Genomic DNA, 12171 nt, shown 5'->3' on the forward strand with positions numbered 1-12171 from the left:
ATCCTTTTTTGCCTTGCCTATTCTGGCAATTTTCCAGCCTCGTGAGCTAACTTCTTCTCTTCACTTTTTACACGGCGTTCAAGCTTCTTAATATCTTCAGCAGGCGGCAAATTCTCTGGTTTTATTCCTCTTTTTCCAAGCATCTCACGAACACTTAAGTTATTTTGTACATGTTCGTTTGTTATACTCACTTCACCATGTAAATTAGATTCAGTTACATTATGATTGGTCATTTCAGTTGCCAAATTCTTGGCTGCTATTGTTAATGTCGGTAAAAAATCTGCTAATGGCCTATTCTCCTTTATTCCAAGCTTGATTTTCATGTCACTAGTATTTCTACCACCGAACAATGCCTTATCACCTTTTGAGCGTATTCTCCCAAAACCGGCATCATCAACACCGCGCTCATAGATATTTTTCGATAGCTGTTTTTCTGATTCCCTTAATCTATCCCTTGCCTCAATTCTGGCAAGCAAATTCATTCTGTCTTCGATAAGCTCTTGTTTTCTAGTTTGCAACGCAAAATAGCTTTGAGCAAAAGCGATTTCTTCCTTTTTAGGATCGCCATTTTGCGCTATCAAATAGCAGGCATACCGGGTGAGCATGTAATCCTGAATATTCCTCTTTGCCCCACTACCGAGCTCAACCATTTTCGTGACCTCACGAAAATGGTTTGTCACTTCTATCCCTGTGCTTTTGCAAGATTCCATAGCTCTATGGATAGCCACAATAAAATTTTCCCATCTTGCATACCCCAAACATCCTTGCAAGTCTCTTGCATACCAAAACTCAATGTTATTCTCGGTATCAACATTTAAGATTTCGTCAAAGGTTTTATGCAATTTTTCTAAGTTGGAATTAGCCATTGTACTCCCCTCCCACAAATTCTTCTGTAAGTGTAATAGTTCATTCGATTGCTGCCTCTCTCACGTCAATCTGCCCGGTGACAGCAGCGGTAATGAGAGCGCTGCGGCGTTCGCGGAGGATATCAATTGAAGACCGAACTGCATCAATTATCCTAGTAATATTCCTCACTTGTTCTTCAAGATATCGGACTATTATCTGTTGTTCACTATATGGAGGCAAAACAAGCCGCAAGTATACAAGCTTCTCTACTTTTATCCCCAAAGCAGTTGATCCTGTTGCATATGAATATAGCTGCGCTTGAAAAAATGAGCTAAGTATGAAGTATTTTAGGAAAGTATTGTCCAATGTCTTTGCTAAACCATCAAATTTAATTACTCGCTGCGCAATCGCTATATCGTCCCGGTCCAGATTAGCAACATGCCCCAGAGGCGCTTCAGTCGTGAATACAACATGACCAACTACCGGCTTGCCACGCTTTACAATCTCCCGATAATCGGCTTCTGTGGTGTATTCCTGCGCACACTCGTAATCTATTTTTCCTTTTCCAATATTACGAGCCGTTAGCAGAAAAATCCCATCTTCAACCTTCTGCGGCGTTCTACCCCGATAATCAACAATTGATGATATTTTTTTTAGTAGAGGAACTACATCCCAATGTTCCGGCACTTCCCCCAGCCACTCTACCCCCGAATCTTTCATCGGCGCATCCGAATTTAACCCTTGGTCACAGCATGAGAAATCAATGCCTGCCGCTTTTCCTCAAGCAGCCGGATCTGGGCTTCCTTTTTCTCGATAAGAGTGTCAATACGGGCGGTTTCGCGGTCGAGAAAACTCGAAATCGCTATTTGCTCTGCTAACGGCGGAGCCGGGATTTCTAATTCGGCGAACTCCTCATATTTGATGGTTTTCCCATCACGAATACCTACTGTAGCAGCATTAATCCTTGATATGAAATGCTCTGATTTAAACAGAAAACGATAAAAGTCATCGATAATTTTAATAGTAGGATGCAAAACAGTATAAGCCGGACTAACAACTCCGTTAAATTTAGAATACTCAATCCCGCCCTGAAAGCTCCGAAGACTTATAACGAAGTCCCCTTTATTAACCTGTTTAAAGTTATAGGTTCCCCCTAATGCTAAAACAACCCTACTTCCAGTCTCTTCTATTAACTTATTTTGAGGATAAACACCTTTCACTTGGGAGACTGATAAGACTTCAGCTCCATCAGTTCCGCGTTTAATATAGTTTGCAAATATAAATTTAGCCTTTCTAATTGGCCACTGACAGGAAGGAGAAATACCTGCTTTTCGGTAATCGATCATTCCGCTACCTCCTTAAGTAGCGCCTGAATCTCCGCCTCGACAGCTTTTAATTCAGCGTCAATCTCCGCTAATGGCCGTGGCGGCTGATAGCGGTAAAAATAGCGGTTAAAGCTGATTTCATACCCGACAATACCAGGCTTGCCGTCCCGTTCGTCACACTTAGCAATATCAATCCAGGCTTCAGGCACATGGGGCAGTACCTCCCGGGCAAAATACTCCTCAATATCTTGTGTCAGCGGCACATTCTCATAGTCCCTGAGGTCAGGATTTGGCTCAATGGCTCCCTTAGTCTTACAAATCGCAGCTGCTGGATCATGCTCACCCAGCGTCTTTTACAGCAGCTTCTTTTCTTGCGCCGTTAATCCATCTTGACCAATCGCCTTTAGGCCCTTGGTCACGTCTTTAAAGAATACTTCCCTGTCCAGGTAACGCTCGGCCAAGCTAGCAAGCACCTTGTGCAAGCCTTGCCGTCGTTCTTCAGCAAGTTTTGTCCAGGCAGTATCTTCCTGCAAAAGCGCCAGCCTGTCCTTATCGTGCGGTAAGAAGGCCAGCTGTAATGGCCGTTCTACCGTAATGCGGCGATAACCAAAGTCAGTGGTTGAGAAAATTTTGCACCGCTCACCTTCCTGCATATCGGCTACTAAACGGGCAATCTCGGCAATTTGTTCATCACTCATATAGCGCCGTTTGCTGCCCAGACTCTTACGCATCGGCGTCCATAAATCAGCAGCATTAACGAGCTGAACTTTACCCTTGCGCTCTGGACTTTTCCGGTTAGTTAAAACCCAAACATAGGTTGCAATGCCAGTATTATAAAACAAATCGGTAGGCAACGCGACAATGGTTTCCAGCCAATCGTTCTCTAAAATCCACCGGCGAATCTCGCTTTCGCCGCTTCCAGCCCCGCCAGTGAAGAGCGGTGAGCCGTTAAGGATGATGCCAATCCGTGTTCCAGTCGCATCTCCCATACGTTTCGATAATAGATGCATCAAAAATAGCAACGAGCCATCAGAAACCCTGGGCAGGCCTGGGCCAAAACGGCCTTTATATCCCTTCTCCCGGTGCTCTTGCTCAACTTCCTTCTGCACCTTTTTCCAGTCAACACCAAAAGGCGGATTGGCTAAACAGTAATGGAACCGCTCTAGGGGCAGTTGGTCATCAGCCAAAGTATTACCCAATTTAATATTTGACGGATCATAGCCTTTAATCATCATGTCCGCCATAGCGATAGCATATGATTCGGCATTAAGTTCCTGCCCGTAGGGCTTGATAACCGCGCTGGCGTTCCATTCGTGCACTTGCTCAATGCCGGAGGCCAGAAAACCACCGGTGCCGCAGCAAGGGTCATATAACGTGCGGATAACCCCTTCACCGGACAGCACCTCATGGTCAGGGGCAAACACCAAGGTTGTTGCCAGTCTAACCACGTCGCGCGGCGTAAAATATTCCCCGGCCGTATCATTGGCAGCCTCTGCAAACCGGCGGATAAGCTCCTCAAACACCAGGCCCATTTCATAGTTACTGATGGTCTCAGGGTGCAAATCAATATCCTTAAACTTCTGCACAACCAAATATAGGAGATTGGCTGCCGCCAATTTATCTATCCAAGTAAAAAAGCTAAATTGCTCAAAGGCCTCCTTGGCATATTTGCTAAACCCGTTAATATATGCCTCCAGGTTGGCTTTGGTATCAGTCTCGCCCAAGCTGGCCAGCGTAAACGGCGTCAAATTATAAAAATAGCGGCCTTCCCGGCATAAGACTAAATCAAGATCGACACCTGAATCCTTAAAAGCTTGGTATTCAGTCATAATCTCGTCTCTGTAAGGCGCTAAAACGCACTCCAGGCGGCGTAACAAGGTAAACGGCAATATGATTCGCCCGTATTCGCTCTGACGAAAATCGCCACGCAACAGGTCGGCTACCGACCAGATAAAGCTGGCTAAATTCTGATGTTCCACGCTAATATAGACCTCTTTCCATACTTACTGTATTCGGCAGCCCTTATAGACTACCAATCTAGATTATTTATTCGTTAACTGTGTCTAATTTCCTGTTCGTATAGCTTGCGCCGTTACTGGCTTCGCTGGCTTTTATATACCCAAAATACTTCTGTTAATTGCCTTAAAAAAGCGACTATCGTTGTTGAACTATCGAAAAAAAAACAAAACCTTAGCCGAAATTGCAATAGAGTATGAAATATACCCAAATCAGTTGCAACGCTGGAAATCGGAAGCTTTGCAAAAGATGCACTTAGTCTTTACCAAAAACAGTGATGAAGCCGAAAAAATGAAGAAAAAACATGATGCAGAAGTGGAGGAGCTTACGAAGCAAATTGGTCAGTTGACAATTGAAGTCAACTGAATAAATACTCGTCTTTGCTAAAATATTACAAAGGAAAAATTCCCTGGAAACCCACCTGGCTCGTTTTAACATAATGGGCTTTTACGCGCCCCTTCCCCTTGCTTTAACAGCGCGAAATCCTTATTTTACGCGAGTTTGCCCGATTTTGCGCTTAACCTTCTAATATTTTCCAGACAGTTGCAACAGTAATAAATTACCGCCGAATTTTCAGCATTACACATACGAAAATTCTACACGAAAAGTATATACTGTGATCTATTAATAGTATATCTTCAATATATACCTCATTCACTAGCAAGAACACCACCCCAAATCGTAAATGAAGCTAATTGGAGATCGACGTCTTCCGGTTAATTCCCCTTAGTAACCGATCGGCATCTAAATAAAGAAATCCTCTCTCCACCCAAGGGGAAGAGGATTATATTTTTAAAATAATGTTTTACCATTGACCTATAGATTGCGAGAAAGTAAAAAGTCGGAGCATCCGACTAATTTAAATAAATCAGACCACCCGACTTTTTGGCAATAACGGCCAAGTCTGTAAATCACAGTTATAAGATAGACCACTTGTGCGCTTCGCAAGATCATTCACTTGGCAACGGCTGATGTCACCAAAAAATAGACTATGCTGTTCAGACAACGAGTTACACTACCCTTGGGCATAATATCCTAATTCTCTCTGATGTCGCCGGTATTAAGTTATACCTTCAATACCGGTTTGATCCGCTTCAACAGGTATATGCTCAACTTATTTATACAATCAACGCATGTTCCTGGTTGCTCCTCTGACTGGCATATGCAGTATTTCTCTGGCCTTTTTTAGCATAGATGGCTGCTGCAACATCGTACCCGAAAATTCTGGTAATCAGTTTTTCGTTGATTTTGTCGATCTGCCCTTTTCCGGCGATCTATTTGTCCAATTGTTTTTTGATGATCTGCATCTCCTTCAGTGAGTCTATGGCTTTAATACGATAATATTGAATTGTACGGTCGCCTCCATAGTACATCTCCAGATCGCGTTTGTAGAGGTAATCACGTTGCTTGATTGATTCAGGCAAATCATTATCGGCAACCTTCTCTACAAGCCCCAATGCAGCCAATAGCACTGTTTTGCGATACGTTGAACCCTCATCATTTGTTCCGATCTGTTTTGCCAAGAATCTCTTAGACGCCGAAAAGTAAACATCTGTACCATAGTATTGGGTGTCGGTCATATTCGCACTAGTTCTGGCTATCTCTAGAAGGGCTGTGTAAGCATTCATAATTGGCTGCAACTTCCTTTTGTATGCCTTACTTTCATCCATGATCGTTTGGACAGCTGTAATGTTACCTTTAATTATATCGTTAATGTGCCGGCCCCGCTTGCCTGGAATACTGATGTTAAAACAGGCAGCCAGAAACATAATTGCCCTGTTAAAATTCACGCCTGCGATTCTCACTACTACGTCGATGATATCCATCGGAGCATTTAATGAACAGTTGCTGGAGTGACACAGGTAGGTCCATCTGGTATGCGCCCCTCTTGGAGCCATAATAACGGCCGAAGGATTCTTGTCGTTATGGAAGATGCAGGAGAAGCGTTCAGGAAGCCCCAGGAATGAGCTGAGGTTCACTTTTGACTGTAAAAAATATTTCATTGCCTCTTTCCGTGTCATACGTTGCATCTGTTGCTTAAATAAGCTATTAAAGTAGCGATGATCCAATTCTTTGATGGCGGCGATATTGTCGGTATAGCTCTCCACACCTGCCTGCGCCCCTATAGTAGGTACTGTAGTATTTTTTCTTACTGTAGGAATAGTAATATTGGTGGGGGCAACTTCCCCTTCCCACTCTTCAAATAATTTTAACAGTTCTTGAGGGTCATACTCTACTTCATTCACCTCAACAATGTTAACCAGATAAGGGTCGTAAGCTCCTCCTTTCATCGCGAATGTATAGGGTAATTTCATTAGCCTTGCCCCATCCTTAACCTGTGGATCAGCCCCTGTCTTGTCAACGATGTACGCCTGGATTTTCTTCCACTCTGACAAAATAATGTTGGCGCCTTCTTTAATTGACCAGTGCACGTGGTAGCCATTTCTGGTTTGGACAAGAGCTGTATATTGGGGCAGCGTCTTAATCATTTTTAACATATCGATTTTGCGAAGCTCCACAACCTCTATCGGTAAATAGTTGCCATGTTCGTCTTTTCCCGCATCCAAATCAATGCTGAAATTATCACAGCTTTGTACCTCATCTTCGCTGCGGTGCCTTCCCGAAAGCCGATTAGGTGTAAAATACACGTCCTGCTTATCTTCCAGTGCTTTAACACGATTGACAGTATGTAGCTGAGAATACGCCCACTGACCGGATAAAAATGTTTGCGGCTTCCGGTTCTTCAAAACATATTTATTGAACTTTTCTTGCTTTTCTTTGATACGCTGCATTCCTGCAAGCAGTTTATTCGGCGCGTCTACTTTCAGCGCTTTTGTCTTATAGGTTATCGGTTTAAATCCCAATGCAACAAGAATTTGATTAAAATCCATATTATATCCTTCCCTAATCGTCATCATAGTCAATCACAGCAAAAAACACTCAACGATATACATGCGTAAAAACTTATAACAGTTGGATACAAGCGTATTAAAGTTCTTATCGCTTGTCCTTGCGCGAGCTAATATAGGCTGCCGCATTTATCGTGAGTGTTCCATATTTCTTATCTTTGAATGTGTCCTGTATGTTCAGGCGGGCGAGCAGTATTGCGAAGTTGGCCGAAGTCGGATCATCGACACCAGGCTTACTTGACTTTACGCAACAGCGAACACCCGTCCGGACTGGGGAGTTGTCCTGTGGTAAAATATCGTTACATATTCCGGTGAAATCGCAAGTTTGATGACAAGATACTGCCACTTATATAACGGACCGCTTTTTTAACGGCGGTGTAGTCGGAACTCCAGGAATAGACCAGCGTTTACTTCGACGATCACATTAGTCTGATGCAGTTGGCTGCGTAACTTTGCCACCTCAGCAGCCAATTGCTCATTCTTGAGCACCTTTTCCTGATAGGCCAAGACGTTCTCATACGATTTTCGAAGCAGATAGGCCTGTTTCACCGGCTCCCCTCGCTCCAATCGGCGCAATCTTTTTACATCAATTTCCATCTGCCGCGCTACATAGGTCGCCGTCAATCCCGTATTGAGACGCCGTTCCATAAGCTCAGCTCCTTCTTCGCACCATTGCGCCCGACGCCTTTCAATAAGTTGCTGCTGCGCCTTCCTTCGCTCTGCCTGCGTAATTGTTATTTCCACCAAATCCATTCTCATTTCCTCCCAATATTTTTTTGTAGAAAAAATAATAGCGCCTCCGATGCCAAATAGGTAGACCCACACTAGGGGCTTTACTTGGCGCCGAGGCGCTTTATCTCATATTTCTTAGTAAGTTAATCTCTGGCGGTGTGCACCAGCTTCTTGCAGGAATAACATACCACGCTCGACGTATTTTGTCAACAGTAACTCAAAATGAAATTATGCAGATTTAATTCGGTTTCCTTCGAGCGTACGGCTTCAATAATACGTTTCTTCTTCTTCAAAAAGTTTTGCCCTTTGGGCTCATTAGAGCAGGCAATGGGTACATGGCCTCCACGCACCTCCCCTCGTCCTTCTCTTCTCCCTACAGTATTCATTCCACAACTATAACCTTGTCAAAAACTGCCTGTCTTGGTCGTCAAAATTTACGATGAGATTGCTGCGGCCGGCGGTGATGTGATATAGATCGTCGGGAACCAGTTTGATTTCCTGGCTCTTAACGGGTATTAGGGGGGCGCTGGTTTGTTCGCAAATTTGCCATGGCCCGTATACTGACGATAATGATGGGCGTCTTGTTCTTTAAATCCAGCTATGTACAAAAGCTGGCTATCGTATTTTTATTGCGCCATGCGATAAATCATGTCGGTTATAGGCGGTACGGAAAGATACCAGTAGGAATTCAATATAAATTTGTATATCTCAAATCCTATTGATATGGATTGAATAGGACTTACAGGTCAGCCAAAAAGCACAGACAACACTGAAAGATTGTACATATTGAAAAAAATAATAGTCCTCTCAAAAATTATAAATTTTTCCAGGGGTATCAGGTGATGTTGATAAATCAGTTGCCCGGATTTTCCAGCCCCGGGGGTTCCAGTTGCAGATTTGAAGACGGCCCCTTCGGGGGAAATTCCCTTCAATATTATAATATATGGTTGCCGGGAGTTCCCCTTCGGGGTATTTCAGACATTAATGGGTTCACAAAATAGGTATACCTCCCCCACGCACCTTTCTTTGCCATCACAACCCAACACCCACCGCCCAATACACAGCCATCCCTCCAAACTCTAAATTCTAGTGCTTGAATAGAGTGCAAATCTAATACCGCATTTAAATGAAACCTGACTGACATGCCCTCATTTCGCAAAATAAGTTACCATATGTGATCCACCAGCGAAATTACTTGCCCTTGACCTGTGAATTGCCGGGAACCAAAAAAGTGGAGTTTCCGACTTTTTCACATTTATCGGAGTTTCCGACTTTTTTGGCAATCAACAGCCAAGCTTGTAGCTGACATTAATGAGTAAGGACTACAATCGTTCAAATATAAAAATTCCCCCGCGCACCTTTCTTTGCCTTTTCTCCATACATCAGTTCCTTCATTACACCACGCCACTTTCCAATAGCAAACGGAGTTACCGGTTCAGGTGTAAGCGTCAAAGCAAAACCACCTATCAATAAAAAACCACCTGATGTACGATATGATAAAACATCAGATGGCTGTTGGAACCGTTATGCTTTTTTATTAGGCATTTTACAGCTTACAGGAATTTCTTCAGCCCACGGAAGTAGTTTTTCAATACAGAGCGCGTATCCTGCAGTTGGATTTGCCTAAAGGCATATTCCAGATAAGCTTGTGGATTTAATCCGTTTTCTATGGCCGTTTGGATTATGCTGTAAACAGCGGCGGACGATTTTGCGCCACCAGGCGTATTGCAAAACAGCCAGTTTTTTCGTCCAATCACAAAAGGCTTGATAGATCGCTCCGCACGATTATTCGATATTTCGATGCGGCCATCGGCCAAATAGGCTGTCAGATACTTTTTCTGATTTTGGGCATAGGTAAGCGCCTTGCCCAGTAGACTTTGCGGCAAGGTATCAGCCCAACAAGCTTCTATCCATTTATAAAACTCTTCGATAATTGGTTTAGCTTCTTTTTGCCTTAGTTCATGCCGTTCTTCCGGCGTCATGTGCTCGGCCTTTTTTTCAACGTCGAAAAGCTTATTGCAATAGGCAAGACCTATCGCTTCTTTACTATCCGGCTGTTTAGCCGCAGGGCCGACCAAGGCTTCATTGAATTTTCTCCGAACATGTGCCCAACAGCCGCACAAGGTTACACCGGCTTCTTCTACCTTGTGATAGCCATGCCAACCATCGGTCTGAAGATAGCCGGAAAACCCTGCAAGGTACGCCTTGGCAAATTGCCCGCTGCGCCCTTCCTGGTAGTCATAGAGCACAACCGGATGATCCGTATCCCCGGACGTTCGATATAACCACATATAGGAATCTGTCTGTGCCGGTCTGCCGGGTTCACACAACACTTCCAGAGTAGTTTCATCGGCGTGCAACAAATCCCTTGAAAGCAACTCTTTTTTTAGGGCTGCTAACAAAGGATCCAAAAGTGCGACACCTTTAATAACCCAGTTGGACAGGTTTTGGCGGGAAAGCGTTACGCCAAGCCGCTTAAATTCCTGCTCCTGCCGATACAGCGGCATAGCATTGACGAATTTTTGGCTCATGATATAGGCCATAAGCTCGGCGGATACCATGCTCTTAGGCAGCAACGCTTTCGGCGCGTTAGCCGTGATGATCGGCGTCTCTATATTGTTTTTCTCGCAATTTCGGCAACCGTATACATAGTTTACGTGCTCGATAACCTTGACCTTTGCCGGAACAATCGTCAATTCCTTACGTACTTCCTTGCTCATAACATGCAGCTCTTCACCGCAAGCAGGGCAGGTCTGTTCACCTTCTGGCAGAGTATATTCAATCACTTCTACCGGCAAGTCCTTTATGTTTTCTCCGCGTTTACCCTTTTTGCGCTGATAACTCATGGTTTCCACGTCCGGCTCCACAGCAATCGGTTGGCGCTCAGCTTCCGCCTCATTGAAGAGGTTTAACTGTTCCTGGTCATCGCGTTTACTTTTTTCCGAAGAAGCGCCAAACTTTTTTTGGCGAAGCAGCTTCAACTGCTCCATATACCACTTGTTGAGCGCTTCCAATTCCTGAACGCGTTTCTTTAATTCCGCATTTTCTTCTTCAAGCTGTGCCTGTGTTTGCAAGAAAAAATCCTCATTTCCGATACCATTTTCTTATCTTCTATTATACCGGAAAATGAGGCGAAAAGCCAGTAAAATCAATACTTTAGCGGCTTTTTAAAACTTGCGTGCGACGCAGTTTTTGTTCGATGCCCGGGCTTTGAATCAGGTTCCACAGTTCTTCTGTGGTAAGCGCCATGGTGGCGTCGTCAAGTGTCGGCCATTTGAAACGGCCTCGTTCCAAGCGCTTTAAATGCAGCCAAAAGCCGTTGTCTTCCCAAGTTAAAATCTTAATTCGATTGCGTTGTTTGTTGCAAAAGACGAACAGTGCTTTTTGAAACGGATCCAACTTAAAACTATGCTGCACCAATGCGCTTAAGCCATTAATGGATTTACGCATATCGGTGTCCCCGCAGGCTAAAAAGACTGGTGTATGTTCCGATAGTTTCAGCATACTTCCACCAGTACGCCAAGCACCGTTGCCAAGAGTTTTTTATCTGTTTTAGTATCTACGGCAATTTTGCATTTGCCGATTTGTATTTCGAGGCTGGCTGATCGTTCTGGCGCAGCCTGGATGACAGGAATCCAGTTTTGTACCGGTTGCGGCTGGTCCTGCTTTTTTTCGTGCTGCAGCCATCTCTGCAATGTGCTCAGGCCAATAGCATTTTCCTGGCACCATTCTTTTTTGCTTAGGCCACTGGCTTTATATGCTGCCATCAGCGCTGCTTTTTCGACAGCAGAGTAGGCCTTACGCTTGCTTGTTATTGTATTTTCCATACAGCTTATCCCTCCTGAGATCATTATCCCAGGATTGAAGCATATACGCTATGTGGGGATACTTTTACGCTTACGTTCAGGTGTAATATGGTGTTAAGTGCATCGGTTCATCACTCAACAATATCAAATTCAAAGGAGCTAACAACATGAACAACAACAAAAACATCGCCAAATGTCCAAATTGCGGCACCCCTTCCCAGCAAACTGAAATTACCGAAGAATGCCTGCTGGCAAACGGCGCGGAACCATCCTTAGACAGCTTACTAGCTACCTGCGTCAGAGCTGAAGCTTTTAGAGATTTTCATTCATCCGGTCTGGGCGCCGATCCATGCGAGCATTGTCAGCACAACCAAATCACCGAAACTCCCGGCACCTTCGTGACAATGAAACAATTAGCTGCAACGCAATGGAGCGAGATCCATCAATGTTCCAACTGCAAGGCAACCTATGAAGTCTCAACGAGCATAACTGATTGAATACAATTCATTCATTAGTTAGTGTAAAATTATTGTAGGA

General features: G+C 44.1%; 12 protein-coding genes and 1 pseudogene. 2 read left to right on the forward strand and 11 right to left on the reverse strand.

Translation table 11 applies throughout. From position 1 onward, the window contains the following. Positions 1 to 17 precede the first annotated feature (17 nt). The 5 genes from dinD to SCACP_RS19690 all read right to left on the reverse strand — a co-directional run bounded on the left by dinD (position 18) and on the right by SCACP_RS19690 (position 4150). A complete protein-coding gene (gene dinD / locus SCACP_RS19670; RefSeq protein ID WP_425059178.1) occupies positions 18 to 866 on the reverse strand; it encodes a DNA damage-inducible protein D in 849 nt (282 codons plus the stop codon). 40 nt (positions 867 to 906) lie between these two features. Continuing rightward, complete coding sequence (locus SCACP_RS19675; protein ID WP_425059179.1) at positions 907 to 1566, reverse strand: restriction endonuclease subunit S; 660 nt, start codon at positions 1564 to 1566, stop codon at positions 907 to 909. A 14-nt stretch (positions 1567 to 1580) separates the two neighbouring features. Next, positions 1581 to 2192 (reverse strand): restriction endonuclease subunit S, encoded by a 612-nt coding sequence (locus tag SCACP_RS19680; protein WP_425059180.1) that lies wholly within the window; start codon positions 2190 to 2192, stop codon positions 1581 to 1583. After that, the gene (locus SCACP_RS19685; protein WP_425059181.1) at positions 2189 to 2434 is read right to left on the reverse strand and encodes a hypothetical protein; all 246 of its coding nucleotides are present in this window, start codon (positions 2432 to 2434) and stop codon (positions 2189 to 2191) included. The genes SCACP_RS19680 and SCACP_RS19685 overlap by 4 nt, the downstream gene beginning before the upstream one ends. A gap of 90 nt (positions 2435 to 2524) precedes the next feature. Further along, the gene (locus tag SCACP_RS19690; RefSeq protein ID WP_425059182.1) at positions 2525 to 4150 is read right to left on the reverse strand and encodes a type I restriction-modification system subunit M; all 1626 of its coding nucleotides are present in this window, start codon (positions 4148 to 4150) and stop codon (positions 2525 to 2527) included. A gap of 184 nt (positions 4151 to 4334) precedes the next feature. Here SCACP_RS19690 and SCACP_RS19695 point away from each other — a divergent pair, with 184 nt between their 5' ends. Beyond that, on the forward strand, positions 4335 to 4553 hold the full coding sequence (locus tag SCACP_RS19695) for a transposase (RefSeq protein ID WP_425059183.1): 219 nt from the start codon (positions 4335 to 4337) through the stop codon (positions 4551 to 4553). Between the two features lie 908 nt (positions 4554 to 5461). Here SCACP_RS19695 and SCACP_RS19700 read toward each other — a convergent pair. From SCACP_RS19700 to tnpA, 6 genes and pseudogenes are all read right to left on the reverse strand, one after another. Beyond that, on the reverse strand, positions 5462 to 7078 hold the full coding sequence (locus SCACP_RS19700) for a hypothetical protein (protein ID WP_425059184.1): 1617 nt from the start codon (positions 7076 to 7078) through the stop codon (positions 5462 to 5464). A gap of 384 nt (positions 7079 to 7462) precedes the next feature. Then, the gene (locus SCACP_RS19705) at positions 7463 to 7855 is read right to left on the reverse strand and encodes a hypothetical protein (protein WP_425059185.1); all 393 of its coding nucleotides are present in this window, start codon (positions 7853 to 7855) and stop codon (positions 7463 to 7465) included. Positions 7856 to 9160: 1305 nt separating this feature from the next. Further along, on the reverse strand, positions 9161 to 9298 hold the full coding sequence (locus SCACP_RS19710) for a hypothetical protein (protein WP_425059186.1): 138 nt from the start codon (positions 9296 to 9298) through the stop codon (positions 9161 to 9163). 54 nt (positions 9299 to 9352) lie between these two features. After that, positions 9353 to 10923, reverse strand: a pseudogene (tnpC, locus tag SCACP_RS19715) (IS66 family transposase). 61 nt (positions 10924 to 10984) lie between these two features. Continuing rightward, a complete protein-coding gene (tnpB, locus tag SCACP_RS19720) occupies positions 10985 to 11332 on the reverse strand; it encodes an IS66 family insertion sequence element accessory protein TnpB (RefSeq protein WP_425057810.1) in 348 nt (115 codons plus the stop codon). Next, on the reverse strand, positions 11326 to 11655 hold the full coding sequence (tnpA, locus tag SCACP_RS19725; RefSeq protein ID WP_425059092.1) for an IS66 family insertion sequence element accessory protein TnpA: 330 nt from the start codon (positions 11653 to 11655) through the stop codon (positions 11326 to 11328). Before tnpA ends, tnpB begins: the two co-directional genes overlap by 7 nt. A 146-nt stretch (positions 11656 to 11801) precedes the next feature. Here tnpA and SCACP_RS19730 point away from each other — a divergent pair, with 146 nt between their 5' ends. Beyond that, positions 11802 to 12131 carry a hypothetical protein gene (locus tag SCACP_RS19730; protein ID WP_425059187.1) on the forward strand — a complete coding sequence of 110 codons (330 nt, stop codon included), beginning with the start codon at positions 11802 to 11804 and terminating at the stop codon, positions 12129 to 12131. Positions 12132 to 12171 lie beyond the last annotated feature (40 nt).

The organism is Sporomusaceae bacterium ACPt (assembly GCA_041428575.1).
Taxonomy (GTDB): Bacteria; Bacillota; Negativicutes; order Sporomusales; family Sporomusaceae; genus Sporomusa_D; species Sporomusa_D carbonis.

Bases quoted from the DNA above. Each gene is read 5' to 3' on its own strand.
- dinD (WP_425059178.1), bottom strand. From the start codon at position 866: ATGGCTAATTCCAACTTAGAAAAATTGCATAAAACCTTTGACGAAATC.
- SCACP_RS19675 (WP_425059179.1), bottom strand. From the start codon at position 1,566: ATGAAAGATTCGGGGGTAGAGTGGCTGGGGGAAGTGCCGGAACATTGG.
- SCACP_RS19680 (WP_425059180.1), bottom strand. From the start codon at position 2,192: ATGATCGATTACCGAAAAGCAGGTATTTCTCCTTCCTGTCAGTGGCCA.
- SCACP_RS19700 (WP_425059184.1), bottom strand. From the start codon at position 7,078: ATGGATTTTAATCAAATTCTTGTTGCATTGGGATTTAAACCGATAACC.
- SCACP_RS19705 (WP_425059185.1), bottom strand. From the start codon at position 7,855: ATGAGAATGGATTTGGTGGAAATAACAATTACGCAGGCAGAGCGAAGG.
- tnpB (WP_425057810.1), bottom strand. From the start codon at position 11,332: ATGCTGAAACTATCGGAACATACACCAGTCTTTTTAGCCTGCGGGGAC.
- tnpA (WP_425059092.1), bottom strand. From the start codon at position 11,655: ATGGAAAATACAATAACAAGCAAGCGTAAGGCCTACTCTGCTGTCGAA.
- SCACP_RS19730 (WP_425059187.1), top strand. From the start codon at position 11,802: ATGAACAACAACAAAAACATCGCCAAATGTCCAAATTGCGGCACCCCT.